Here is a 25,414-nt window from a genome sequence, read left to right on the forward strand (position 1 = left end):
GGCGCGGGCCGTGCGGCGGCGGTTGAGAAACGGCCGGGGCTTCCCCAGGATGGGAGGACCGTGCAGGCCGTTCTCTACTTCTCCGACAAGCAGGTGCGCGAGAAGCTCTTCGCATTCGTGGACTCGGCGCAGGGGCTGCTGCTGGTGGCGGGGGTGCGCCATGGCGCGGCGATGACGCGTCCGCCGCAGGCGCGCGAGCCCTTCGCGGCGCTGGAGGACGTGTTCGGGCACGTGCTGTCCCAGGTCATCGTGGCGGATGAGGGCACGACGGAGGGCATGTGGCGGGACCCGCTGGGGGACCTGGGCGACCGGCTCTACCCGGAGGACAAGAAGCGCGCCTATGCGGCGGCCACGGGCTACGTGCTGCTAGAGGGCGGCAAGCCGCGCGCGGTGGTGCGCAAGCACGCCAGTCCCAGTGAAGACCTGTGGTTCCTCCAGGAGGCCCTGAGCCGCCTCTCCCCGAGCGTCCCCGCGCCCGACCCGGCGAAGCGCCCCGGCCACCGCCGCCCCGAACCGGCGCCACGAGCGCCACCCCGCTACGGGCCCGCGAGCGACAGCGAAGCGCCGGAGGAGTCCGCCGATCCCTGGCGCCGCTCCAGCGCCCGCGACGATGCGTCAGCACGCGACGGCGCCCGTTCTGGCTCCGCCAGGGCCCGTGACAACGGGGCCTCGGGCAGCGGAGCCCGCCAGGGCTCCGCCAGGGAGCGCGCATGGCAGGCCGACGAAGCCACGCCCCCCCGCGGCCATCGCGCCGTCGCGGCCGAGCCCGAGGCGAAGGACCCCTGGGCGGTGCTGGGCATCGAGCGGGGCACTCCCAAGGACGAGGCGCGCAAGGCGTTCCGCACGCTCATCGCGCAATACCACCCGGACAAGGTGGCCCACCTGGCGCCGGAGTTCCACGCGCTCGCCGAGCGCCGCACGCGCGAAATCCTGGACGCATGGGAGGCGCTGGAGCGCGACGAGGACTGACAGTCGCGCGCGTCAGTGCACCGTGCGCCGCGGCTTCGTTCGCGCGTGGCGCTTCAGCCGGGCCTCCAGGTAGTCCTTCAGCACCACGGCGTTGTTGTGCTCGGTGTCGCGGGCACCGAAGAGCAGGGTGACGCGGCCCTGGCGCGCGGCCTCGAGCAGCGGCTCCCACGTGTCGTGGTGCGCGTCCAGTTCGCGGGTGTACCGGCGCCGGAACTCGTCCCAGCGCGCGACGTCGTGGGCGAACCACCGCCGCAGCTCCGTGCTGGGCCCCACCTCGCGGGGCCAGCCGTCCAGGTGGAGGTCCGCCTTCTTGAGCCCCCGCGGCCACAGCCGGTCCACCAGGAAGCGAGTCCCCGCCCCAGGAGCCGGGCCGTGCTCGTCATAGACACGCTGGAGTCGAATCATCGTCGCGAGCCCCCGAAAGGACATGCTGCCCACGCGAGGCGCGCGCGGGGAGCACCCGGCGGGGATGCGGCGGTCAGGCGACTCTCTCCCGGGAAGCGCGAACGGCCCGGCTCAGGTCACCAGCACTGGCGCCGGCACATCCAGCCGGAAGCGCGCGATGAGCGGCACGTGGTCTGACAGGCCGTGGAAGCGGCTGGTCAGGTCTCCGAAGGGCCGCGTCTCGTCCGTGTCCAGCCAGCTCACGCCGCCGCCGGAGAACAGGTGGTCCAGGTGCATGCGCATGTGCATGAAGCCCGCGGTGGGGAACGCGCGGGCCAGGGCCGGGTTGATCTGCCCCACCGCCGCCTGCGCGCACGTCAGGTGCGCATCCCCCGTGAGGTAGCGGTACACCGGCGACGACGGCGGCGAGTTGAAGTCCCCGCACACCACGAACGGCTCCTCCTTCGCGTGCAGCCCGATGAAGCCCGTGAGCTTCTTCGCCTCGTGGAGCTGGTTCACGCCGCAGCCCATCTTGTCGCGCGTGGCCCAGAACTCGCGGGCGAACGGCGTGGGCAGGCTCAGGTGCGTGTTGAAGATGTGGAACGCGCGCTGGTCGCCTCGGCGGATGACGCGCATGTGCGCGCAGATGCGGCTCTGCTTGCGTTCCTTGAGGCCCTGCACGTGGTGGTGCGTGATGTGCTCCGGCGCCTCCACGTTGTGCCGGTCCACCTGGAGCGTGCGCGTGTTGACGAGCATCGCCAGGCCCGTCGTGTACAGCGACACCTCGCCCACCTTGTAGTGGTGCGCGCGGAAGTAGAACGCCTCGTAGGGCATCTCCCTCCCCTGGAGGGCGAACGTCTCCTCCACGCGCTCCATGAAGGCTTCCAGCTGCGTCTCACCCGGGCGGGTCTGCCGGTGGACGATGTTGCTGCGCAGCGACGAGGTCTCCACCTCCTGGAGGCACACGATGTCCGGCAGCGGGTCCAGGGTGGCCAGGGCCGCCGCCACCCGGCGCTTGGGGCCCACGGTGCTCGCGAGCCCCCTCAGCATGTGTCCGAAGTAGCGGACGTTGTACGTGACGATGCGCAGCGCTGACGGCTCCATGGTCCGGTCGCTACCTCCCATGCCTCACGGTGAAAAATGGGAAGTCCTGGCGCGAACGTCCAGGCCTCCCCGCCCTCTTCACCATGGGATGCGCTCGCGCCTTCCGCGATGTGCCAACAAGCGGACGAAGCCCACGCTTGCCTGCCTGCTCACCCTGCGGGCTTCACCCGCACCATCGTGTCCAGCAGGTGCTCCAGCGCGCGGTCCGGGTCGTCGCAGATGCCCGCGTGCACCGGCCCCGTCTGGAGCATCGTGCTCCGGGGCGCCACCAGCCAGTGCCAGCGCTCCTTCTGCGGCAGCCGTCCAATGGGCCCCGCGTCCTTCCCGCCCACGCACACGCGGCGGAAGCTCTCCAGGTGGCCACTGAGCAGCTCCACGTCCGCGTCCGGCGACAGCGCCTTCAGCCGCGCGACATCCAGCTCCACGCGCGCCCCCAGGAAGCGGTGCTGCACGCAGAAGAGCACGACGCCCACGTTGATGAACTCCTCGCGCTCCACGCGAGGCACCAGCCGGATGATGGCGTAGTCAAACGAGCTGGGCGTGGGCACGCGTCGCCTCCTCGATGAACGCCGGCGCCGCTTCCAGCCTGCGCATCAGCCACGTCACATACGCCGCGCGGTGCTCCGACGTGGACGTGAACGCGGGCTCCTGGCCCAGCCACGCCTCCGGAATCGACCCCACGATGCGCTCCACCACCTCCCGCGTGACCCGCTCCCGCAGCAGGTCCCCGGCGGCCGCCAGCCCGTGCGCCCACGGCAAGAGCACGTGGTCCTTGATGGGCGCGAACCGCGTCTGGCTGCGCTCCTCCCACCCGTCCCACGAGTGGTGGAAGTACATCGCCGCCCCGTGGTCGATGAGCCAGAGGTTGCGGTGCCACACCAGGAGGTTGGGGTTCTTCGGCGTGCGGTCCACGTTCGTCACGTACGCGTCGAACGCCACGATGGCGGACGCCACCTGCGCCTCCGGCACCGGCACCGCCAGCGGGTCGAACGTCACCGAGCGCGGCAGGTAGTCCAGCGCCAGGTTCAACCCCGCGCTCGACTTGAGCAGCTCGCGGATTTCACTGTCCGGTTCGTTGCGGCCCAGGGACGTGTCCAGCTCCACGAACACCAGCTCCGGCACCCGCAGGCCCAGCACCCGCGCGATTTCGCCGGCCAGCAGCTCCGCGATGAGCGCCTTGGCGCCCTGGCCCGCCCCCCGGAACTTCACGACATAGAGCCCCGCGTCGTTCGCCTCCACGATGGCGGGCAGCGAGCCCCCCTCGCGCAAGGGCGTCACGTAGCGCGTGGCGATGACCGTCCTGAGCATCCTTCGTCCTCGACAGTTCCCGGGCACTCCGGGGGTGGCGGCTGTACCACACCCCTGCCCACCTTCCCAGCGCGCCTCCAATTCAGTTGCGCGCAATTCAATTGTGCACTACATATTCGCCATGTCGACGGAAGACCTCCTCCGGCTGGACCTTCAGTTGTGCTTCCCGCTCTACGCGGCGTCGCGCGCGATGGTGCAGGCCTACACGCCGCTGCTGGCGAAGCTGGGGCTCACGTATCCGCAGTACCTGGTGATGCTGGTGCTGTGGGAGACGGACGGGGTGACGGTGAAGGAGCTGGGTGAGAAGCTGTACCTGGATTCAGGGACGCTCACGCCGCTGCTCAAGCGGCTGGAGACGCAGGGCTTCGTGCGCCGCGAGCGCTCCACGGAGGACGCGCGGTCGGTGACGGTGTCGCTCACCCCGCAGGGAAGGGCCCTGCGCCGCAAGGCCGCGTCCATCCCGGAGGCCATCGTCTGCCGCACGGGTTTGACGCTGGAGGAGCTGGCGCGGCTGCGCAAGGACGTCCAGCGGCTGTTCGAGAAGATTTCAAAGTAGCGCTTGAGACACGCAGCATCCACTCACGAAGAAGGAGCAACGCCATGGCCCAGGTCACGATCGCCGAGAAGCTCTACACCACCACCGCCATCACGCACGGTGGCCGCAACGGCCGGCTGCTGCTGCCGGAGAGCCCGCTGGACGGCCTGGAGCTGGCCATGCCGAAGCAGCTGGGCGGCTCCGGCAAGACGACGGCCACCAACCCCGAGCAGCTCTTCGCCTCGGGCTTCTCCTCCTGCTTCGAGAGCGCGCTGCGCCTGGTCGCGGGCAAGGCCGGCAAGAAGCTGGATGAGAAGGCCGGCGTGAAGGCCACCGTCACCATCGGCAAGACGCCCGAGGGCGGCTTCGGTCTGGCGGTGGAGCTCCAGGGCATCCTCCCCGGCGTCCCCCGCGAGGAGGCGGAGAAGCTGATGCACGCCGCCCACCAGGTGTGCCCGTACTCCAACGCCACGCGCGGCAACATCGAAGTGAAGATCTCCGTCGCGGAGTAGTCCCAAGGCGAGCACGGATCCGGGCTCCCTTCACGTGGGAACCCGGCGTCCGCGGGCCCTCGCTACACCTTGCCCGCCTCCAGGACGCGCACCGTCTCCGGACCTTCGAAGCGCGCCTCGAAGATGGGCAGCCCGTTGGCCAGGCTCTTGAGCGTGTGGCCCAGCTGGGTGGCGGCGAGGGCGTTCATCTCCGTGCGCAGCGGCTCCACCTGGTGCGGCTCCACCTTCACCCACCTGGGCAGGCGCCGGAAGAACTCCACGTAGTGGTCGCGGTGCTTCGCCGCCACCTGCGGGTGCGCGACGAACACCTGCTTGGGCCCCACGGACGGAGACACCAGCGGGATGGAGGTCATGTCCCAGAGGTCCTCCTCCACGTACACCGTCAGCACCGCCGCTTCATCGTGCACGCCGGAGAGCGTGACGAACTCCAGCTCCGGCACGCCCTGCCAGCGCAGGTCGTGGAACGCGCGCAGGAACGAGCGCACCAGGTCCGGCCGCACGCCGTAGTCCTGGGGCCGCGTGAGCATCAGCTTCAGGTGGCCGCAGCCCAGGTGCGCGGGCTCCAGCAGGTGCTCCATCACCACGGGCCGCGCCTCCGCGGGCGGGTGGTCCACGAACGTGTGCCAGGCCTCCTCGTCGTCCCGGGGCGGCAGGCGCTGGCCGGACAGGCGCGGATCCGCCGCGAGCGCGGCCACCAGCCTCCCCCACGCGGACGTGTCCGTGTGCATGTAGAAGCGGCCGAACACCTCCAGCTCCTGGAAGAGGAGCTCCTCCACCGTGTTGTCATCGAACACGGTGCCGGTGATGTTCTCCACGGCGGCCAGCGCCAGGAGGAACTCGCCCGCGTCGCCGCCCGGCGTGCCGATGACGCCCTGCTCGTCGCGGCCGTCCACGCATGAGCGCCGCCCCGTCATCAGCAGCGCGGACAGCCGCGCCCAGCGCACCTGGCTGGGGTCGCCCACGTGCCGCTCGATGTGCTCCTGCTTCAGCGGCCCCGTGGCGGGCCCTTCCTCCGCCGTGAAGGTGGGCGTGGTGAGGGCGCGCTCGAAGATGGTCGCGTGACGGCTGGTGGAGTAGCCCGCCGTGCGCCACGCAATCATGCCGCCGGACAGCGCGGCCACGTACTGCATGCCCAGCGCGTGCAGGTACTGCGCCGCGAGCCCCGCCCGCCTTCCGCTGTGGGAAACGAGCACCACGGGCACGTCCGGGCCCAGCTGCTGGTACACCTCCGCGATTCGGTCCAGCGGCACCCAGAGCGAGGCGGGGATGTGGCCCATCATCCCCGTGAGCTCCTCCTTGTCGCGGATGTCGATGACGCGGATGGCGCGGCCCTGCTCGGCGACGAACTGCACCGGCACCCGGGGCGTCATCGCGCCACTGGCGCGCAGCTCTGCCTTCCACTTGAGCTGGAAGAGGAGGGAGTTCGCGGGGACAGAAGGCTCAGGTGGCGGAGTCGTCATGGGTGCTCGCCGGAGAGGCTGGCAGGAACGCCAGCAGGTTGTTCTGGATGTTCTGGCAGATGGTGTCGAGCGGCAGGTCGTTGTCGTCCGTGCCGAAGGGGTCCTCGATTTCGACGCCGATCTCCTCGATGCCGAAGAAGACATACGCCACGACGAAGGTGGCCAGCACTGTCACCCAGCCGAAGGTGTCCACCAGTGCGAAGGGCAGGGTGAAGCAGTAGAGAATGAGCGCGCGGCGCAGGTGCACCATGTATGCGAAGGGCATGGGCGTGCGGTGGATGCGCTCACAACCTCCCAGGTAGTCGATGAGCAATTGGACGTTCTGGTCCAGCTGCATCTGGACGTACTCCGGATAGAGGCCCTTCCGGCGGCCCTCGTCCAGCACGGCGGTCATGCGCCGGGCCACGGTGAGCGGCACGTGCTGGGCCTTGAGGACCTCCGCCACCTCCCCCTGGGGCAGCGCGTCCGAGTGGGGCCCCAGGTGCCGCTGCTGGCCGCGCAGCCACGCGGCGCTGGCGAAGGGGAACGCGGCGGTCCAGCGCACCAGCGCGTCGTAGAGCGGCGTCCTGCCCAGGAAGACCTCTGATGCGCGGGCCAGGTTGCGCGTCTCGTTGACGATGCCGCCCCACAGCTTGCGGCCCTCCCAGAAGCGGTCATAGGAGGCGTTGGTGCGGAACACGAGCAGGAGGCTCAGCGAGATGCCCGCCAGCGTGTGCACCGTCGGGGGCACGCCCACGTTGCGCACCGCCTGTGAGAAACCCACCACGGCGGCGGACCAGACGACGCACATCAGGACTCGGCCGACGATCTCCTTCACCATCGAACCGCGCAGGTAGTGGAAGTAGCTCCACCAGCGATGCGGGTCATACTCAACCATGTGGGGTCCATCCTCCGGGTCGGGGGGCGCATGCTAACCGCACCGCGACGCGTCGCGAGCGGTGCTTTGCGAGATTGCGGATGCCTGACGTTTCGGGTGATGGCCGGGCGTCGGGGGCTTCAGCTAAGGAGGAGGAAGGTCCGTTCACTTCCTCGTCAAGGAGGCGTCCCCATGCGCCGTCACCTCACGCCCCTGCTGATGTTCCTCGCCGCCACGGCGGGTGGTTGCAGCTTCCTGCGCACGGACATCCTCCTGGACACGCTCAACGCGCCGGACTCGTCGAAGCCGGAGGACCTGCCGCTCAAGGTGCCGGCGGTGGAGCGCGTGGCGGGGCTGACGCGCGCGCAGTTGACGGACGCCTACGTGGACCCGGCGCGCGCGGGCGCGTGGATGGAGTCGCTGGGCGCGTCTCCGGAGGTGGTGCTGGACATGACGGCCTGCCTCGTCCAGCACGCGGGCAACGACACGGCGTCCTGCTATGAGAACGACGCGCGCACGGGCTACGTCGACCGGACGGTGAAGGCGCCGGTGTGGGGCGTGGCGCTGCCGGTGCAGTCCTTCTCCGTGTCGGCGCCGGCCGGAGATGAGGTGGACGCGGAGCGCTTCCTCGCGAACGCGATGAGCATTGGCCCGTCGCTGGCGGCGCTGCAGCAGTCGCTGGAGGTGCCGCTGACGCGCGAGGTGCTCGCGCAGGGCATCCAGCGGGGCGCGGCGTCCGCGGCCGCGTACGTGCGGGCGCGCTCGTGGCGCAGGGACTTGCAGCGGCCCAGCAACGCGGTGGTGCTGAGCGGCGGTGGAGCCAACGGCGCGTTCAGCGCGGGGGCCATCTGGCGGCTGTTGGGCATCCTGGAGCAGTGCCGGGGCAAGCCCGCGCCGGAGGGGTGTGGCGACGCGCGCATCGACCTGGCGGCGGGCACGAGCACGGGCGCGCTCATCAGCTCGCTGGTGGACCTGTTCCACACGCCGGGCCAGGAGGCGAACGCGCGGCGGCTCTTGATGGGCAACTACACGTGCACGGTGGAGTCGGACCTGTACTGCGTGAACTCCACGTGGCTGTGGAGGCTGGCGGAGGACACGCGGGGGCTGGTGAAGTTCGACGGCGTGTATTCGAAGCTGGATCAGTTCATCCAGCCGGCGATGTTGCACAACGGCACGGAGCTGGTGTCGGTGTCGGTGGATTTCCAGACGGGCGACGTGTTCAGCGTGAGCGACCAGGACCCGGCGGACTTCAAGCCAGGCGCGTCGGACAAGCAGCGCAAGGGCGGGATGGTGAACGCCATCGTGGCGTCCATCGCGGAGCCGGTGCTGTCGAACCCGGTGGGCCGGCTGCCGTCGGCGTCGGGCGACCGCACGGGGACGTACTACGACGGCGGGGTGCGCTCAGGGCTGCCGCTGCTCCAGGCGGTGCAGCGTGGGGCGGAGCGCGTGCTGGTGATTTCGACGGGTGGGGTGAACCCGTCGCCGGCGTCGGATCCGAAGAACGCGATGAACGTGCTGATGCGCACCATTGACCTGTTCGTGGCGCAGCCGCGCGTGGGCGAGGTGCAGCAGGCGGAGCTGCTCGCGGTGACGCGCCGGCTGGGCGAGTACAACGTCTGCACGCTGCGCGGCGCGACCGAGGACTTCTGCCGCCGCAAGGGCCCGGGCTTCCAGCCGCCCGCGCTGGGGCCGGGGGCGGGGCAGGCGGTGTGGATGGGCTCGGCGCGCTTCGACCAGGTGGCGACCAGCTGGCGCAGCGCCTGGATGTTCAAGCCGGAGACGGGGCTGGCGACGGCGAGCGGCTACTCGTTCACGCCGGAGGTGATGCAGCCGCTCTTCGTGGCGGGCGTGGAGTCCCTGCAGAAGCGCTGCACGGAGGTGCTGTCCCTGTTCGACATCCAGGGCACGCTGGCGGCGAAGGAGTGCGCGCGCCAGGTGGTGGAGGTGGCGGACGAGGTGCGCGAGGCGCTCCCGTCCGTGGCGCAGTGCCGCGCGGACAAGCCGGCGCGCCGCACGTGTGACTGAGGTTACTTCCCGCCGTCGATGACCCACTTGCCCCAGCCGGCGAGCGCGGTGCCGTCCTCGGGCACGCGCTTGCCCTTCGGCGGGGCGCGGAAGATGGCGTCGGCGAGCGGGGCGAAGCGGGCCTCCTCCGCGAGCCCCTGGAGCGCGGCACCCCAGGGTTCGGTGGCGTAGGTGGTGACCTGCACGCGGCGCTCGGCGCCTTCGCCCGAGGGCGCCTCGAAGACGACGGCGGGGATGGGGTGCTGGGCGACGCTGAAGGTTTCGCGGCGCGACGGCGCGGTGCCGGCGGTGACGGGGGGCCACTGCTGCGGCTGGCTGATGGCCTCGCTGACGGCGTTGAGCAGGGCCTCCTCCAGGGGCGTGGCTTCGGCGTCCTGGAGGTCCGTGCACGGGGCGTCGCCGGTGGGGCCGGTCAGCTCCTTGCGAAGGAGGAAGCCGCGCTCGGCGCCCAGGCAGACGCGGCGCACGGAGGACGTGCCGGAGAGGTCCTGGCGCACGTCGTACCAGGTGCCCGGGCCCCAGGCTTGGTCGAGCACGGGCACGGTGCCCGTGGCGTCGGTGCCCTGGCGGAAGGACACGAGCGTGAGCTGCTGGCTGCCGCTGGCGCCGAAGCCGGACAGCGTGGTGCTGGCGTCGAGCAGGCCGTGGGTGAGGTACAGCGGTCCGGGCTCGGTGGCGTAGAGGCGGTTCTGGAGGGGCCCGTCGCTTGGGCGGCGGTCGTCCAGGAAGCGGCGCGCGTCCCAGGCACGGCCCGCGGCGGTGGTCTGTTCGGTGGAGCGCTGGCCGCGGTGTTCCTCCTTCCGTGGCTGCGTCTCTTCCAGGCGCATGGGCAGCACAAGGGGCTGGGAGAGGCGCGGGTGGGGGAGCGGCTTGCCCTGATCATCCGTGAAGGTGACGGTGAGCCACGCCCACGGCGCCTGTACGGCGACGACTTCCAGTGCGACATGGCCGGCCACGCCCAGGCCGGTGTCCGCGCCGGGGCGGCCGCGGTGGGCGGAGAAGGCGTACTCCACGCGGTCGCCCACGCGGGCGCGCTGCCACGGTGACGCGGTGGCGGTGGCTCCGGAATCGGGAACGCCCGCGTCCGGCACGGAGGCCTGGGGGGGGATGGAGGCGTCGGGCTGTTCTGTGGCGGTGGTGCCGTCGGAGGGGGAGACGGCACGGGGCTTCATGCTCTCGCAGCCGGTGCTCAAGAGGAGCGCGGAGCACAGCAGGAAGGGAGCGCGGAAGAGAGGGCGTCGCATGGAGTCGCTAGATACACGGAGCGCCGCGTGGCTCCGCGTGGACGGTGGCCGCGTGAGCGGGTTCAACGTGTGCTGGTCGACAGCTCAGGGGTTTCCAGCCATGTACCCCAACGGATGAGCCGGCTGTCGGAGTGGTAGTTGCGTCCTCCTTCCCCTGCTTGCTGGTACACCCCTTCCGAAAGCCGGTCGAAGCGCACCTCCATGGGGAGCCCCTGGAGCACGGGACTCCACAGGTCGATGGGGTAGCTCTTGGACCGCATCCAGGAGGAGCCACCGTTTCGGTAATCAGGGGCTTCTTCGAGGTATGCCACCACGGACTCTTGTCCCAGGTGGACCCGCACCAACCTGGGGAGCGGGGCTCCGTAGTCACGAGGCGGCCAGGTGGGGATGTAGACGGAGTTGTTGACGAGGTTGAGCAACGCATCCTCCAACGCAAGGACCTCCGCGCCCTGGAAGTCATCGCACCGGACTTCGTCCCGCGGTTTTTCCCAGACCTTGCGCAGCAGATAGCCCTGTTCCGCGCCCAGGCAGACACGCTTCAGGTAGTCACCCCAACTGGCGCGTTCCTGCGTCTCGTACCAGGTGCCCGGTCCCCAGGGGTTGCCCATCACAGGAGGTGTTCCCTGGACCGTGCCCGTGCCTCGCTGGAACGACACGAGCGCGAGCTGATGGCCGGCGGACATGCTGACTCCGAAAGCTCCGAAGTGGACCTCGAGCAACCCGTTGGTGAGATAGAGCGGCCCGGGAGTCGTGGCGTAGAGCCGGTGCTGCGTGGGGCCGTCCCCCGGAGAGTCGTCGCGGGCAATCCGTCGGGCGATCCAGTGCTGACCGGCAGCGAAGGTCCAGAGGCGGGTGGTGCTGGTGCTGCCACCCTCAATGGGGTCGGGGGGATTCACCGGGACCTGGCCCATGCGCATGGGCAGCACGAAGCCGTGGCTCAGGAACGGATGCGGATGCGGTTGGCGGTCGTTTCGGGTCACTCGGATGAAGAGCCAGACCCACGGGGGCCGGACAGCGATGACCTCCACGAAGAGCTGGCCCGCCGAACCACTGGTCCCCCGGCGCGAGCCGGACCGGTACGAGTGGAAGGCATACTCCACGCGGTCTCCCACGCGTGCGTCCTGCCAGGACGTGGGCGCTTGCGCCGAGGTGCTTCCCGGGGGGAGTTCCGTCACGGTGCTGAAGCCCCGCGGTTTGGAGGTCCCGCAGCCCATGAGCAGGACCAGCGCCCCCCAGGCCACCACGATGAGTCCCTGGCGGAAAGACTGTCGTTGCATTCGGCGGATACCCCCTGTCTGCCTCGGACCGGATGCTACTCCACGGTGATCTCCCGGTAGACCACGTCACTGGGGCCCAGCCGGTTCACGGTCTCTACGAAGCGCTCGGAGACGACGATGCGGGTGGTCTCGTCCACGCCGAAGAGGTCGAGGTCCGCAGGGATGGATTCACCGAGCAGCCAGCGCTCCGGTGGAAGCGAGAATCCGTGGCGGCCGCAGTAATCGCAGGTGGGCACCCGGTCCCGGTCCTGGATGCACGCAGGATGCAGCTTCACCAGGGGGCGCGCTTCCAGTTCGTATTGCGGTAGCTCCTTCGTGCGGCGGTTCCGTAGCTCCGCTCGGACCGGGATGATGCCTTTCAGCCCTGCCTCTTGGAGCGCGGTGAGCGTGTCCTCACGCACGAGGACCTGCCACGAAGGCAAGGCGGTGACGGGCCCGAACCGGCCGATCGCCGTGCCCACCAGGGGACCGAACCTGCATCCCGCCTCGAGCTGGATCTCTGGAGGAACAAAGGGGCGCACAAGGGCAGCGCGCCGTTGATACTCCTCGCGAGTCTGCGGCCAGACGCTCTTCAGTTCATCTTTCTCGGGCAGCGAGGACAGGTCCACCGAGGGATAGGCCGTCATGCCTCCCCAGGCTTCACACCGCGGGCAGAGGATGCTGGGCAGGTACCATCGGCGCTCAGCGCGGTACGACCCACTCCAGTGGAAGTTGTCCAGGTCTTCCGGCTCGGTCAATTCGAAGTAGCGCACCGTTCAGTCCTCCACCGGAATGGGTGCGAGGTCCACCTGCTGCCAGTAGGTCATGCTCAAGCCAAAGAGACCGTACTTCTGAATCAGCAAGGAGGCCTGTTCGAAGTGCGCGGACGCTGGATCTCTGAGGCCATTCCCCCGGATGTAGCGCAACCAATCCTGGTTCCACGGGCCTCCATTGGCTCCTCGATGGATGCTCCTGTGCAGCTCCGCATCAATGGCGAGCACATACCGATGGATGTCGATCTGCTTGCCGTCAAAGTGTGACTTGAACGCCTGCGGGAAGATGTGGTGCCGCTCCTTGGGCCGCTTCGCCCACTCCTCCAGGGCCTTCTGCCGCTTCACCTCGCTGGGCAGCTTCTCGCGCGGGTACCAGCGGAACACCATGACCGGAGTCGCATCACCCGGCAGCCCCTGAGCGCTGCCCCACGTCCGCTGCGGTCCGCTTCCCGGAGCCACGAACACCGGCGGCGCAAATGCTCCGCGCGTGCGCACCACGCGGCCCGGTTCCAGGTCCTCGCACCGGAACAGCGCACACGCCCCATCCACGCACAAAGGCGCGACGCACTGGTCCTCGTCTCCGTCCGCGCACTCACTTCCAGTCTCCGCCTCCGCCCAGAAGGCCTCCGGCGAAAACGCCGGAACAGAGGGCGTCGACGCACAGCTCCAGAGCAGCCCCACCAGCAGCCAACACAGTCCTCGCATGCATCCCCCGGGAATGACGCGCCGCGGAGCATGCCAGGGAGGCCACCCCCACCCGGAGTGGAACCCCATCCCCCGGCGCTGCTAGACCATGGCCCGCAGCCACACCGCACCCGGAGCCCCGCGCATGCCCTCGCCCCTGTCCATCCGCCGTGTCGTCCTCTACAAGCACGGCGTCGGCTACTTCGAGCGCCGGGGGAAGGTGACCGGCAACGAGACCGCGCACCTGGACTTCAAGGCGCGCGACATGAACGACGTGCTCAAGTCCATGACCGTGCTGGACTTGAACGGCGGCTCCGTGTCCGCCGTGAGCTACGACTCCACCAAGCCGCTCGAACAACTCCTCTCCGAAGCCACCATCCGCATCCCCGAACACGGCAGCCTCACCGCGCTGCTCGGCCAGGTGAAGGGTGCCCGCGTTCGCGCCCGCGTCGGCGGCGCGCAGGTGGAAGGCGCCATCGTCGGCCTCGAATCCCTGCCCGTCGTGCAGGGCGAGGCCAGCGTCGTGCGCCCCTTCCTCACGCTGTTCGTCGGCGCCTCGCTGCGCACCTTCGACGTGCTGGAGCTGGGCGAGCTGGAGTTCCTCGACGAGGCCGTGCGCAAGGACCTGGAGTTCTACCTGGCCACCGTCATGTCCTCGTACAAGAAGGACTCCAAGCGGCTGTCCATCCTCACCGCCGGAGAGGGCTTGCGCGAGCTGTTCGTCAGCTACGTGCTGGAGTCCCCCGTGTGGAAGACCAGCTACCGCATCCTCCTGGATGAAGGACAACCGCCCCTCCTCCAGGGCTGGGCCCTGGTGGACAACACCGGCGACGAGGACTGGGTGGACGTGGAGCTGTCGCTCATCGCCGGCCTGCCCGTGTCCTTCGTCCACGACCTCTACAACCCCCGCTACATGCGCCGCCCCATCGTGGAGGTGCGCTCGGAAACGGGGGTCGCGCCCGTCATCCCCCAGGAGGCCTACGAGAGCGCCGCCGAGCCCCTGATGGAATCGGAGGAGAGCTCCTACGGCGCCGCGGACATGGCGCCCGCGGCCAGCATCATGCCCATGGCCGCGGCACCGGCCCCCGGCAGGATGCGCAGCAAGGGCGGCCCGATGATTGGCGGAAGCGGACGCGGCGGCATGCGTGAGACGCTGGAGCAGAGCACCGCCGTGACGACGCTGACGAAGGAGGTGGGCGACCTCTTCGAGTACGGCGTGGACCGCCCCGTCACCGTGCACCGCAACCAGAGCGCGCTCGTCCCCATCCTGCACCGCCCCTTCGAGGGCCGCCGCGTGCTGCTCTACAACCGCACCACGCGCGAGAAGAACCCGATGGCCTGCATCGAGTTCAAGAACACCACCGGCCTCACGCTGGAGGGCGGCCCCGTCACCATCACCGAGGACGAGACCTACGTGGGCGAGGCGATGCTCGACACCCTCAAGCCCGACGACGTGCGCTTCGTCCCCTACGCCGTGGAGCTGTCCTGCGTCGTGTCCGTGGAGGAGGACCTGGAGGACGGCCCGGTGTTCCGCGCGCGGCTCAACCGCGGCACCCTGGTGGTGGAGTTCTTCCACCAGCGCCGCACCAAGGTCCTCGCTCGCAACAAGGCGAAGCGTCCCCAGGTGCTCTTCGTGGAGCACCCGCGCACCGGCTGGGAGCTGAAGGACACCGCCGCCCCCGCGGAGACCACGGACGGCTTCTGGCGCTTCAAGCGCGAGCTGGCCCCGAGCACCACCGACACGCTCATCGTCACCGAGCGCACCCGGGGCTCCCGCCAGTACTACCTCGGCAACCTGGGGCTGGAAGAGGTGACGTTCTTCCTCGACTCGCGCTACATCGACCCGCGCGTCGCCCAGGCCCTGCGCGACGTGGTGGCCATGCGCGAGAAGCTGTCGCAGGTCACCCGCGACGTCCAGCGCCTCAACGAGGAGCGCACCCAGCTCTTCAAGGACCAGGAGCGGATCCGCTCCAACATCGACTCGCTCAAGAGCGGCGCGTCCCAGCGCGAGCTGGTGGAGCGCTTCGTCACCAAGCTCAACGCGCAGGAGGACCGGCTGGAGAGCATCGGCCGCGAACTGGAGCGACTCGAGCAGGAGCGCACCCGCCTGCAAGCGGAGACGAACCAGCGCATCGAGTCGCTCTCCTACGAGGCGGACCTGTAGCTACTTCGCGTCCGCGCGGAACACCGCGCGGCCCGCGACCACCGTCAGCCGGACCTGCGCGGTGAGCAGGTCCGCCGGGGGCGCGTCCACCGGATCCACGGACAGCGCCACGAAGTCCGCGTCCTGGCCCGGCTTCAGCCGGCCGCGCTTGTCTTCCGCGAAGGAAGCGTAGGCCGCGCCCACCGTGAAGCCCTCCAGCGCCTCTTCACCGCTCAGGCGCTGATCCGGATGCCACCCGCCCGGCGGCTGGCCGCTGGCGTCCTGCCGCGTGCGCGCCGCGTACAGCCCCGCGAGCACGTCCGGCCGCTCCACCGGGAAGTCGCTGCCCAATGCCAGCACCGCGCCCGCGGCCTTCAGCTTCTGCCACGCATAGGCGTTCTGGATGCGCTCCGGGCCCACGCGCTTCTCCGCCCAGGGCATGTCGCTGGTGGCGTGCGTGGGCTGCACGCTCGCCACGAAGCCGTTCGCGCCCAGCCGGGTGATGTCCTCGGCCGTCATGATCTGCGCGTGCTCCACGCGGGGGCGCGCGGCCTTCGTCCCCGTGGCCGAAAGCTCCCGTGACAGCGTGTCCAGCAGGAGCGTGTTGGCGCGGTCGCCAATCGCATGCGTCGCCACCTGGAAGCCCCGGCCGATGAAGGCGTGCACGCGCGAGGCGTACTCCTCCGGTGACAAGAGCAGCAGGCCGCGGTGGCCGGGCTCGTCGCTGTAGGCCGCGCCCAGCGCCGCGCCCCGGCTGCCCAGCGCGCCGTCCAGCGTGAGCTTCACCGCGCGCATCGTCAGGAGCTTCCCCTGGAAGGGCCCGTCCTTCAGGTACTGCACGCGGTCGTCCGTCTGGCCATCCGCCATGGCGTAGACGCGCAGGGGCAGGGTGCCCGCCTTGTCCCAGGCCTGGAACAGCCGGAACGTCCTCAGGTCCATGCCCGCGTCATGCACGCCGGTGAGTCCCACTCGCGCGCAGTGCTCCAGCGCCGAGCGCATGCGCGCTTCGTGCTGTTCCTGCGTGGGCGGGGGCAGCACCTTCAGCGCCAGGTCCATGGCGTTGTCGATGAGCACGCCGCTGGGGTCGCCCTCCGGCAGCCGCTGGATGGTGCCGCCCTGCGGGTCCTTCGTGTCGCGGGTGATGTTCGCGCGCTTGAGCGCCGCGCCGTTGAGCCACAGCGCGTGCCCGTCGATGCGCCACAGCGCCACGGGCGTGTCCTTCAGGTGCTCGCCCATGTCGAAGAGGGTGGGGAAGCGCGGCGTGTCCCAGTCGTTCTGGTCCCAGCCCTGGCCCACCAGCCAGTCGCCCTGGTAGGCGGTGGCGGGCGCCTTCTCCAGCCGCTGGCGCACCTCTTCCAGCGACGCGGTGCCCTCCAGCCGCACGCCCGCGAGCGCCTGTCCCAGCCCCGCCAGGTGCCCGTGCGAATCGGTGAGGCCCGGCACCACCGTCGCATCACCCAGCTCCACCACGCGCGAGGTGGGGCCCGCCGCGGCGAGCACCTCCTCCCGCGTGCCCACGGCCAGCACCTTGCCGTCGCGCACGGCGAGCGCCTGGGCCTCCGGCTTCGCGGCATCCAGCGTGCGGATGCGTTTGGCCACGTACACCGTGGGCGCGTCCGCGACCGCCTGTTCCGCGGGCGTTCCCTCCGGCACGCGCCGCGAGCAGCCCGCGCCCACCCACAGGACCAGCGCCCCCAGCATCCAACCGAGACGTCCTCGCATCATCCGCGCACCCGCCATGACCGTTCGCCCGGGCATCCGTCCCGGGACATCGCGCGCGGCACTCTGACCCAGGCCCCGCGCGACGGCCAGTCCGGAGGCCTGCACGGCGGGCGTGAACCAGGACGCGGCGCGCAACCCGTGCACACGTCGCGCGGAGGGCGTATGGAAGGACGCGTGAGCACCGTGACCCCTCGCGGCATCTGTTTCGACCTGGACGGCACGCTGGTGGATTCGCTGCCGGACATCATCGACAGCTTCCTTCACGGCTTCACGCACCACGGCCTGCCGGCGCCCTCCGTCGCGGAGGTGCGGGCGCTCATCGGCCAGCCGCTGGAGGCCATGTACACGCGCTTCGCGCCCGAGCACGCCGCCACGCTCTGCCTCGCCTACCGCGAGCACTACCCGCTGAACTTCCACCGTCGCTCCCGGCCCTTCCCCGGCGTGGAGCGCGTGCTGCGCACGTTGCGCGAGCGCGGCTACCTGCTCGCCGTCGCCACCACCAAGCGCGGCGACATGGCCCGGCGCTTCGTGGACGCGATGGGCCTGGGCGGCCTGCTGCACCACGTGCAGGGCACGGACGGCTTCCCGCACAAGCCCGCGCCGGACGTCATCCGCCACGCCCTGAATGCGCTGGGCACCGGCGGCCTGTGGATGGTGGGCGACACCACGCTGGACCTGCGCGCGGGCCAGGCCGCGGGCCTCAAGACCTACGCCGTCACCTGGGGCACGCACGCCCACGAGGAACTGGCCACCGCCGCGCCGGACGAACTCCAGCCGAACCTGGAGCGGCTGCTGCACCACCTGCCGCCGCTCGGTTGACAGCGTGGCTCCGCGAGACTGAGCCCCACTCAGGGCCAGCGGTGCACACGGGTACCCACCCCCATGTTGTACGCCTGCACCTTGCCGTCCTTGAACGCCAAGGCGTCCATCTCAACCACGACACAAATCGGATAATCGGCCTGCCCCGGGAGCTTCACGCGGTCATACCGGACGACGAGCGCTGGCGCATCCGCACGGCCCATCTTGTCGGAGAGGTAGTACGCCTTGCCGTAGAAGCGTGTCCCAGGCGGGGCGACCGTCTCTTGACGGTCGTCGTTGATGCCTTTCGGGACCACCCCCACCACCTCCGCGCCAGCGGTGAACCAAACCGATGCAAACCCCTTCTGGCTGTCGTCGTATTGAAGGGCGAAGTTTTCGCCCCGCTTCCAGTGGAGCTGCTCGTCCATGGCCTCTTCCGCCCCAGCCGGGCAGGTGAAGGACTCGGGCCGGATTTGAGCCCCCGGACAACCCGCCGCCAGCGCAGCGACGAGCGACAGCGACGCGCACTCAACGGCGGCGATGGCCTTCTTCGGCATGCGGGGTGGGCGTCCTTGAGGTGGAACTTCGGGTGAGAGGGGCTTCAAGGCGGATCCTTCCTTCGGAGCAGCGGCGATTGACGGTCCCGGGGCGGTCACAGGTGCGGGGCTGGGGGTGGGCATAGCAGGAGGGGCCGGCTCGGGCGGTGCGGAATGGGAGATGGCGGGATGGCGCAGACCCTCGGGAACGCGCGGCTCGACAAGGCCCCCGGCGAAACGCCAGAGGAGCACGGCGATGAGAAGCGCGAAGAGGCTGGCGAGGAGACCATGCCATCGGCCCCGGTCGCGTTCGCGCTCAACCCGGGCGCCGTGCCGTTGGCGCGACTGGGGAATGGAGGGCATCGCCAGCGCCTCCGGGCATGATGGCCCGCCATGGCGCTGTTCCGATGGCGGATGCCCTGGCTCATCGTAGTCGGAGGAAGGGTCAGCCCGGAGCTCCGCCAACTCGCGGCGCAGCGCCTCGGTGTCGACCGGACGCTTCTTGGGGTCTCGGGCCAGGATGCTCTCAACGAGATCGCTCAGCCCCGCCGGAACTCGCGCATTCACCCGGCGGGGTGGCGGCGGCGGCAGGGCCGGGTTGTTCAAGTCGAAGCGCGGACGAAGCTCCGTCGGTCGTGGGTCGGTCAGCAGCTCATGGAGCATGACGCCGATCGCGAAGATTTCGTCGGCGACCTGGAAGGCGTAGCGGGCCCGGCGCTCATCCTTGTGCTCGCGCAGGAACTTGAACTGCTCGGGCGCGCGATAGCGGTCCGTGCCCGGGGGTAAGCCCCCGCCCGTCAGGTCTTCGGCGAGCGTGTAGGTCGCGCAACTGAAGTCGATGATGACCGGCTCGCCGTCGCTCTGGCGGATGAGCACGTTGGACAGCTTCAGGTCCCGATGCAGGATGCCCCGGCCGTGCATGTACGCCAGCGCGCCAGCGAGCTTCTCGAAGACGCCGAGGACTTCGCGGACGGTCGGGTGCTTGCGTTCGGCCCACTCCGCGAGCGTCCAGCCGTCCACGTAGTCGAGCGCGAGGTAGAGGTTCCCGCTCTCCGCGAGGCCATACCCTTGCGGCCGGACGATGTTCGGATGGTCCAGCATGAGCAGCGCGGTCAACTCCCGCAGCGTCCGGGCATGGGTCTGCTTGAAGTCGCCGCTGGACTCCCGGTGCTGAGCCACCTTGATGGCGCGATGCCTGCCGTTCTTCTCGCCAAGGAAGACGCATGCAAAGCCTCCGTCGCCGAGTGCCTTGGCCACCTGCCATCCGTCAATCAGCGAACCAGGAGGCAGGTTGAGCAACGTCGCGCTCATGGAGTGGCCCCTCCAGAAGGCTTTGGAAATCGAACGCCTGGAATCGTGAGGCGACGCCCTCCATCCCCGCCTACCTCCAGGGTGAAGATGAGTTCCGCCTCCATCGCTGGCGCTTCCACGACCACAAGAAACCGCCCCCGCTCTCCAGGAGGAATCGGCCCCGGCTTCTTCGCGACGAGCCTCGCGCGCAGAGGCGCGCCGAGCCGTCCCACGAACGTCGCCTCATGGGGTGTCCAGACCGGGTGGCCAGGCTCATTCATGATCTGCACGTCCGCCAGAATCCAACCCGTACCTCGAAAGGTGACAATCGAGCCCCAAGTCAGTCCCTGCGCGGCCTTCTGCCTGCCCTTCTGGCTGAGCGTCGCCACGCCGTGTTCATCCACGTAGCCGAGCAGGACGAAATCTTCCGGCTTCGGAGCAGGGGCTTGAGCCGAGGGCGGACAGGTCGTGTTCGGAAGCTCCGGACGCTGCACGTCGATCCGCGAGTCCACTTCGGCCGGGTCGGTGACGAGCACGAAGGCAGCCCGGGCGGGTGCTCGGCCATCGTCGAAGAAGACGCCAATCTCCTGACGCTCAACGTCGCCAAGGTTGGCCACGGGCTGGATGATGACGGAGCGCTCGCCAGCATCCAGGACGCGGATCCGGGACTCGTCGAAGGTCAGGGTCTTCTTTTGTATCGGCGAGGGAAAGAACAGCAGCGTCAGGGTGTCCCGCGCGACGCGGACGACGGGCAGCGGCTCCGCGGGCGTACTGGCGATGGTTACGGAGCGCTGACGCTCAGCGCGAATCCTCGCGGCCGGCTGGGCCCGCGCGACCGCTCCCCACGCGAGTGCAATTGCCAGGGGAAGAGCCAATCTCAAAGGTTGGAGCAATGGTGCATGACCTCCCGGGGAGGCACGCTACCATCGCGGACGTTCGCGCATCGGGGCTCGTTTCATCAGCCAAGACCGCGTCCCGGGCCTTTGAGAACCAGACGGGGCTTCAGTGCTGCGTGCGCGGCTGGAGCGCCTGCACCTGCCGCACCTGCTGGCGGCTGTTGAGCGGCAGGGCCGGCAGCGTGAGCTGGTCCAACTCACGCGGACCGATGAGCTGCACCACGTCCTTGCGGAAGAACAGGTCCAGCGTCCAGCCCATGGCCACGCGCACCTTCGTCTCCAGCTTCGGCAGCTTGGACAGGTAGATGGTGCGCCAGAGCACCCACGCGAAGGTTCCGGAGAACTTCATCCCCAGGATGCGCGCCACCCCCGAGCGCCGGCCAATCGCCGCCAGCTGTCCCAGCATCTTGTAGCGGAGCGCCTTGCCCGGCTTGCCCTCCATCGCCGCGCACACGTTGCGCGCCGCCACCAGCCCCTGGCGCAGGGCGTGCTGCGCGGTGGGCGGGCAGGGCTTGCCTCCGTTGGTGACGTCCGGCACCGACGCGCAGTCGCCCAGCGCCCACACGCCCGGGAAGCCGGGCACCTCCATGCGCTCGTTCACCTTGAGCCGCCCGCGCTCCTTCTCGCACGGCAGCGTCGCCATCAGGGACGGCGGCGTCACGCCCGCGGTCCACACCACCGTCTTGGTGGGCACCACCGTGCCGTCCGGCAGCTCCACGCCCTCCTGCGTCACGTCCTTCACGTGGACGCCGGTGCGCACCTCCACGCCGTGCTCGATGAGCTTCTTGCGCGCGTACGCGCCCAGGTCCTCGCCCAGCTCCGGCAGCACCTCCTTGCCGCCGTGCACCAGCATCACGCGCACGTTGGCGTGCTGGATGTTCGGGTAGTAGGGCAGGGCGCCGTGGATGAAGTCATTGATGGCGCCCGCCGTCTCCACGCCCGCGAAGCCGCCGCCCACCACCACGAAGGTGACGATGGCGTCGCGCCTGCCCGCCGTCACGCAGTCCGTGTCCGCCTCCTCCAGCCGGTCGATGAGGCAGTTGCGCAGCAGCATCGCGTCGCCCAGCGTCTTCATGGTCAGCGTGTAGTCGCGCGGGCCCGGCTTGCCGAAGAAGTTCGTCTCCGAGCCCAGGGCCAGCACCAGGTAGTCGTACGCCAGCGTGTGGCTGTGGCCGTCCAGCCCGCCGTGCGCCACCGTGACCTTCTTCGCCTCCAGGTCCAGCCCGCTGACGTCGCCCTCCACGAACGTCAGGCGCGGCAGCAGCTTGCGCAGCGAGATGACGATGGCGCTCGCGTTCACGTCGCTCGCGGCCACCTCGTGGAGCATGGGCGTGAAGAGGAAGAAGTTGTCGCGGCTGACGAGCGTCACCTCCACGTCGTCCCGCTTGCCCAGCCGCCGCTCCAGGTGCAGCGCCGCGTACATCCCCGCGAAGCCGCCTCCCAGGATGAACACCCGCTTGCGAGGCGGCGGCGCCTCCACGCACAGCCCTGCCGACTTCGGGTCCGCCCCCATGCACGCCTCCTCACGACGCGAAGAACACCACCCTCCAATGTCGGGGCGCTCCTTCGTGTCCGCACCCCCGGCCATCCGGCGTCTGCCTTCCCGCCCGCCGGGCAGGCGCCGGGCTCTTCCGGGCTCAAGGGTGGTTCGGGTGCATCCGGTGCCGCCACGTCGTGCGCTGCGACGTGTAGCGCGGGTTCTCGAAGAGCTTGATCAGCACCATGCCCGCCACGAACCCGCCGATGTGCGCCCAGACGGCGACGCCGCCGGACACCTCCGGCCGCAGCGTCATCAGCTGCGGCAGGCCGGTGATGACCTGAAGCACGAACCACCACAGCAGCACGGCCCACGCGGGGACGGGGAAGACGCGGATGAGGATGAAGATGATGAACAGCATGTTCACCCGCACGCGCGGGTAGAGCACCAGGTACGCGCCCAGCACGCCCGCGATGGCGCCCGACGCGCCCACCGTGGGCACCGGCGACGTGGGGTCCACCGCCACGTGCGCCGCCGCCGCCACCAGCCCGCACAGGAGATAGAAGACGAGGAAGCGCAAGCGCCCCATGCTGTCCTCGATGTTGTTGCCGAAGACCCAGAAGAACAGCACGTTGCCCAGCAGGTGCCCCCAGCTGCCGTGCAGGAACATGGACGTGAGCGGCGTGAGGCGGTTGATGGCGTCGTGGTCCACGACGCACGCGAGCCCATCACCCAGCGGCACCGCCTGTCCCAGTGGCGCGCGGCCGGAGAGTTCTCCGGGCACCATGCCCAGCTCGCAGATGCTGGTGGCCAGCGCCACCACGTTGAAGCCCGCCCCCTGGAAGAACACCCAGGTGAGCCCCAGGGCCGCGAGCAGGAGGTACGTCATCACCGGGGTGCGCAGGGTCGGGTTGTCGTCACTGATGGGAATCATGTCCGCTCGCCAGCATGGCCCCGCTGTCGCACCCGCGGACACCTTCGTGCACGGGGATGTGTGGCGCCGGACGCATCACCGGCAGGCGGCGGGGCTCTACCAAAAGAAGGTTGCCTGCTGGTGGTGACCCCTTTTCCGGACAGGCCTGGACTTGGCTTCCAGGCCCGCACCGGGCGATGTTCCGCAACCGTCTTCCCTCTCATGGAGTCCGGAGCAATGACCCCCTCGAAATCGTCCCGCGCCTCGGCGCTGCTCGTGGTGTCCGTCCTCGCCCTCGCCTTCAGCGGCTGTGCCGCTCGCCGGCAGCAGGCGTACCTGGAGGACAAGGCCATGGGGCACGTCTATCGCAAGCCCCTCGCGGAGGTGTGGCCGGAGGCCCTCTCCCTCCTCAAGGACAAGGGCTTCTCCATGATGAAGGGCCAGGATGGCTTCGAGGCGACGACGGAGTGGCTCATGACCAGCGCCCCGTCCTCCCTGGGCACGGCCTACGCGCGCTACCACCTGCGCGGCAGCGAGCGCGGCCCCGGCCAGTGCGCCGTGGAGATCCGCCGCCAGGACCGCTCCGAGTCCCGCGCCGCCGACAACACCGACGGCCGCACCAAGGAACAGGGTGAGTCCGTGGCCGGCGCCGGCAACTCCCAGATGCGGCGCGACTCCGAGCTGGAGTGGGAGCTGCTCCAGAAGGTGGACCCCGACGCCGCCTCCGCCCTCAAGGCCGAGGCGAAGAAGATCGAGTAGTCCCGCCCACCCCCGTCCAGGACCGCCGCCCGCGCGAGCACGACATCAGTCGCGCAGCGGCAGCTCCACGGTGAGGCCGTCGAAGGCCACTTCCACCGGCCCCTTGAACGCCTCGCGCGCCTGCGTGAGCAACCGTCCGGGGTCGGTGTCGTGGCGGCTGGACAGGTGGGTGAGGATGAGCCGCTTCGCCCCCGCCTCCTTCGCCACCTGTGCCGCCTCCCGCGCGGTGGAGTGCCGCGTCTCCACGGCGCGCGTCTGCTCGTCGTCGGAGAAGGTGGACTCGTGCACCAGCAGGTCGGCGTCCTTCGCCGCCTGCACCAGCGCGGGGCACGGCCGCGTGTCGCCGGAAATCACCAGCCGCCGCCCGGGCCGCGCCATGCCCAGCACGTCCTCCGGCTTCACCACGCGCCCATCCGGCAGCGTGACGGCTTCGCCACGCTGAAGCTTCCCGAAGGACGGCCCCTCCGGCACGCCCAGCTCCCGCGCCTTCTCCAGGTGGAAGCGCCCCGGACGCTCGTCCTCCGCCAGCACGTAGCCCAGCGCGTGGATGCGGTGGTCCACGCCCACCGCCTGCACGGTGTAGCCGCCGCGGCGCACCACGTCCCCGTCCTTCAGTTCGTGGATCTCCACCGGGAAGGCCAGCGACTCCAGCCCCAGGTGCACGGCCTGGTGCAGCAGCCGGCGCGCCGGGGGCGGCCCGTACAGGTGCATGGGCTCCGTGCGCCCCGTCATGCCCAGCGTGCGCAGGAAGCCGATGATCCCCAGGTAGTGGTCCGCGTGGAAGTGCGTGAAGAACGCCACGTCCACGGTGAAGCCGGTGCCAAAGCGCACCATCTGCCGCTGGCTGCCCTCGCCGCAGTCGAACAAGAGCAGATCCGCGTCCGCCTTCACCGCCAGGCCGGAGAGCCCGCGATGCAGGGTGGGCTGCGCGGCGGAGGTGCCGAGGAAGGTGAGCCTCAGTAGGGACATGCCGGCGCTTCCCACGTCGAGAGTGGCCTCCTCGCACGCGCCGGGTCTTCCCGGCGCACGCGTTCCCGGGGGCATTTACCAGGGTGCGAGGGGGCGTGCTATGCAGCCGGCCCTTTCGGACCCGCCCCCATGCCTGATTCCTTGACGGTCGGCCCCACGGCCGACCCCCGCCGCGTGCGTGCCCAGGACGGCCGCCTCCTCTCCGTGCCTGATGGCTGGACCCTCCTTCCCCCTGGCGACGCCGGCCTCACCCGCCGCGTGAAGGCCGCCGGCCCCACCTGGACCGTGGTGGAGAAGGTGGGCCGCAAGCTCTTCTCCCGGGGCGTGTGGGCGCCGGAGGCCCACATCGTCCACGCCCGCGCCGTCCTGGAGGAGGAGCGCGCCACCCCCGCCTACGCGAAGAAGCTGGCCCAGGGCCGCGAGCGCCGCGCGAAGGAGCAGGAGGTCTACGAGGTGGACTTCGCCAACGCCGTCCTGCGCTTCCTCGCCTTCAGCCCCGCGTGGCTCCCCCACGCCAAGCGCCTGGCCGTGCTCGTCGCCGGCCACGCCACCCCCGTGGGCAGCGGCACCGTGGCCCGCACGGAGCGCATCCCCATCGAGCGGCGCGCGGAGGCCGCCGTCATCGCCTGGATGCGCCACCAGACCACCGGCTACGACCACATGCGCATCGAGCGCGTGAAGGGCGCCCGCCGCGAGGTGCGCCGCGAGCTGGCGGAAATCTCCCGCGCCATCCTGGACCTGCACCGCCGGGACGCCCCCCACGCCCCGCCCGCGTGTCCGCTCTGCTCCGCCCTCATGCGC

24 protein-coding genes are annotated in these 25,414 nt (G+C 70.1%); 8 read left to right on the top strand and 16 right to left on the bottom strand.

Annotated elements, in window-relative coordinates; genetic code table 11:
- Window positions 1-60 precede the first annotated feature (60 nt).
- On the top strand, window positions 61-969 hold the full coding sequence (locus D7X32_RS29465) for a J domain-containing protein (protein ID WP_120605893.1): 909 nt from the start codon (window positions 61-63) through the stop codon (window positions 967-969).
- 12 nt (window positions 970-981) lie between these two features.
- Here D7X32_RS29465 and D7X32_RS29470 read toward each other — a convergent pair whose 3' ends face one another.
- The 4 genes from D7X32_RS29470 to D7X32_RS29485 all read right to left on the bottom strand — a co-directional run bounded on the left by D7X32_RS29470 (window position 982) and on the right by D7X32_RS29485 (window position 3,765).
- A complete protein-coding gene (locus D7X32_RS29470) occupies window positions 982-1,374 on the bottom strand; it encodes a DUF488 domain-containing protein (protein ID WP_120605894.1) in 393 nt (130 codons plus the stop codon).
- A gap of 111 nt (window positions 1,375-1,485) precedes the next feature.
- Entirely contained in the window at window positions 1,486-2,457 is a 972-nt protein-coding gene (locus D7X32_RS29475) for an endonuclease/exonuclease/phosphatase family protein (RefSeq protein ID WP_120605895.1), read from the bottom strand.
- 149 nt (window positions 2,458-2,606) lie between these two features.
- Window positions 2,607-3,005: a DUF3037 domain-containing protein gene (locus D7X32_RS29480; RefSeq protein WP_120605896.1), complete on the bottom strand. Its 399-nt coding sequence runs from the start codon at window positions 3,003-3,005 to the stop codon at window positions 2,607-2,609.
- Window positions 2,983-3,765 carry a HipA family kinase gene (locus D7X32_RS29485; RefSeq protein ID WP_120605897.1) on the bottom strand — a complete coding sequence of 261 codons (783 nt, stop codon included), beginning with the start codon at window positions 3,763-3,765 and terminating at the stop codon, window positions 2,983-2,985. The genes D7X32_RS29480 and D7X32_RS29485 overlap by 23 nt, the downstream gene beginning before the upstream one ends.
- Before the next feature lie 121 nt (window positions 3,766-3,886).
- Between D7X32_RS29485 and D7X32_RS29490 the strand changes: the two genes are divergently transcribed.
- Complete coding sequence (locus tag D7X32_RS29490) at window positions 3,887-4,321, top strand: MarR family winged helix-turn-helix transcriptional regulator (protein WP_120605898.1); 435 nt, start codon at window positions 3,887-3,889, stop codon at window positions 4,319-4,321.
- A 44-nt stretch (window positions 4,322-4,365) separates the two neighbouring features.
- Window positions 4,366-4,812 (top strand): organic hydroperoxide resistance protein, encoded by a 447-nt coding sequence (locus D7X32_RS29495; protein WP_120605899.1) that lies wholly within the window; start codon window positions 4,366-4,368, stop codon window positions 4,810-4,812.
- Between the two features lie 62 nt (window positions 4,813-4,874).
- On the opposite strand, the gene D7X32_RS29500 is transcribed toward D7X32_RS29495, so the two are convergent.
- Both D7X32_RS29500 and D7X32_RS29505 read right to left on the bottom strand, forming a co-directional pair.
- Window positions 4,875-6,272, bottom strand: a complete 1,398-nt coding sequence (locus D7X32_RS29500; RefSeq protein WP_120605900.1) for a rhodanese-like domain-containing protein — start codon at window positions 6,270-6,272, stop codon at window positions 4,875-4,877.
- A complete protein-coding gene (locus tag D7X32_RS29505) occupies window positions 6,253-7,149 on the bottom strand; it encodes a bestrophin family protein (RefSeq protein WP_120605901.1) in 897 nt (298 codons plus the stop codon). The genes D7X32_RS29500 and D7X32_RS29505 overlap by 20 nt, the downstream gene beginning before the upstream one ends.
- A 171-nt stretch (window positions 7,150-7,320) precedes the next feature.
- On the opposite strand from D7X32_RS29505, the gene D7X32_RS29510 reads away from it, so the two are divergent.
- Window positions 7,321-9,153 carry a patatin-like phospholipase family protein gene (locus D7X32_RS29510; protein ID WP_120605902.1) on the top strand — a complete coding sequence of 611 codons (1,833 nt, stop codon included), beginning with the start codon at window positions 7,321-7,323 and terminating at the stop codon, window positions 9,151-9,153.
- Between the two features lie 2 nt (window positions 9,154-9,155).
- On the opposite strand, the gene D7X32_RS29515 is transcribed toward D7X32_RS29510, so the two are convergent.
- The 4 genes from D7X32_RS29515 to sitA6 all read right to left on the bottom strand — a co-directional run bounded on the left by D7X32_RS29515 (window position 9,156) and on the right by sitA6 (window position 13,131).
- Window positions 9,156-10,397: a DUF6068 family protein gene (locus D7X32_RS29515; protein WP_120605903.1), complete on the bottom strand. Its 1,242-nt coding sequence runs from the start codon at window positions 10,395-10,397 to the stop codon at window positions 9,156-9,158.
- A 62-nt stretch (window positions 10,398-10,459) separates the two neighbouring features.
- Window positions 10,460-11,674, bottom strand: a complete 1,215-nt coding sequence (locus D7X32_RS29520) for a DUF6068 family protein (RefSeq protein WP_147450314.1) — start codon at window positions 11,672-11,674, stop codon at window positions 10,460-10,462.
- Between the two features lie 35 nt (window positions 11,675-11,709).
- Window positions 11,710-12,426: a SitI6 family double-CXXCG motif immunity protein gene (sitI6, locus tag D7X32_RS29525; protein ID WP_120605905.1), complete on the bottom strand. Its 717-nt coding sequence runs from the start codon at window positions 12,424-12,426 to the stop codon at window positions 11,710-11,712.
- Window positions 12,427-12,429: 3 nt separating this feature from the next.
- The gene (gene sitA6 / locus D7X32_RS29530) at window positions 12,430-13,131 is read right to left on the bottom strand and encodes a SitA6 family polymorphic toxin lipoprotein (RefSeq protein WP_120605906.1); all 702 of its coding nucleotides are present in this window, start codon (window positions 13,129-13,131) and stop codon (window positions 12,430-12,432) included.
- Between the two features lie 124 nt (window positions 13,132-13,255).
- Here sitA6 and D7X32_RS29535 point away from each other — a divergent pair, with 124 nt between their 5' ends.
- Window positions 13,256-15,274: a hypothetical protein gene (locus D7X32_RS29535; protein ID WP_120605907.1), complete on the top strand. Its 2,019-nt coding sequence runs from the start codon at window positions 13,256-13,258 to the stop codon at window positions 15,272-15,274.
- On the opposite strand, the gene D7X32_RS29540 is transcribed toward D7X32_RS29535, so the two are convergent.
- Window positions 15,275-16,978 carry an amidohydrolase gene (locus D7X32_RS29540; RefSeq protein ID WP_439329026.1) on the bottom strand — a complete coding sequence of 568 codons (1,704 nt, stop codon included), beginning with the start codon at window positions 16,976-16,978 and terminating at the stop codon, window positions 15,275-15,277. It lies immediately after the preceding gene.
- A 159-nt stretch (window positions 16,979-17,137) separates the two neighbouring features.
- Here D7X32_RS29540 and D7X32_RS29545 point away from each other — a divergent pair, with 159 nt between their 5' ends.
- A complete protein-coding gene (locus tag D7X32_RS29545; RefSeq protein WP_439329027.1) occupies window positions 17,138-17,794 on the top strand; it encodes an HAD family hydrolase in 657 nt (218 codons plus the stop codon).
- A 29-nt stretch (window positions 17,795-17,823) separates the two neighbouring features.
- Here the strand turns inward: D7X32_RS29545 and D7X32_RS29550 are convergent, their stop codons facing one another.
- From D7X32_RS29550 to D7X32_RS29565, 4 genes are all read right to left on the bottom strand, one after another.
- Entirely contained in the window at window positions 17,824-19,620 is a 1,797-nt protein-coding gene (locus tag D7X32_RS29550; RefSeq protein WP_120605909.1) for a serine/threonine protein kinase, read from the bottom strand.
- Complete coding sequence (locus D7X32_RS29555; RefSeq protein WP_120605910.1) at window positions 19,617-20,492, bottom strand: DUF2381 family protein; 876 nt, start codon at window positions 20,490-20,492, stop codon at window positions 19,617-19,619. Before D7X32_RS29555 ends, D7X32_RS29550 begins: the two co-directional genes overlap by 4 nt.
- Before the next feature lie 109 nt (window positions 20,493-20,601).
- Complete coding sequence (locus tag D7X32_RS29560; RefSeq protein ID WP_158625783.1) at window positions 20,602-22,008, bottom strand: NAD(P)/FAD-dependent oxidoreductase; 1,407 nt, start codon at window positions 22,006-22,008, stop codon at window positions 20,602-20,604.
- Between the two features lie 124 nt (window positions 22,009-22,132).
- Window positions 22,133-22,906, bottom strand: coding sequence for a rhomboid family intramembrane serine protease (locus D7X32_RS29565; RefSeq protein ID WP_120605912.1), 774 nt, complete (start codon window positions 22,904-22,906; stop codon window positions 22,133-22,135).
- A gap of 216 nt (window positions 22,907-23,122) precedes the next feature.
- Between D7X32_RS29565 and D7X32_RS29570 the strand changes: the two genes are divergently transcribed.
- Window positions 23,123-23,644, top strand: coding sequence for a hypothetical protein (locus D7X32_RS29570; protein ID WP_120605913.1), 522 nt, complete (start codon window positions 23,123-23,125; stop codon window positions 23,642-23,644).
- A gap of 45 nt (window positions 23,645-23,689) precedes the next feature.
- Here the strand turns inward: D7X32_RS29570 and rnz are convergent, their stop codons facing one another.
- Window positions 23,690-24,613 (bottom strand): ribonuclease Z, encoded by a 924-nt coding sequence (rnz, locus tag D7X32_RS29575; protein ID WP_120605914.1) that lies wholly within the window; start codon window positions 24,611-24,613, stop codon window positions 23,690-23,692.
- 129 nt (window positions 24,614-24,742) lie between these two features.
- On the opposite strand from rnz, the gene D7X32_RS29580 reads away from it, so the two are divergent.
- On the top strand, window positions 24,743-25,414 hold a 672-nt coding region (locus D7X32_RS29580; protein WP_120605915.1), incomplete at its 3' end, for a DUF2293 domain-containing protein.

This window comes from Corallococcus carmarthensis (assembly GCF_003611695.1).
In the GTDB taxonomy this organism is placed as follows: Bacteria; Myxococcota; Myxococcia; order Myxococcales; family Myxococcaceae; genus Corallococcus; species Corallococcus carmarthensis.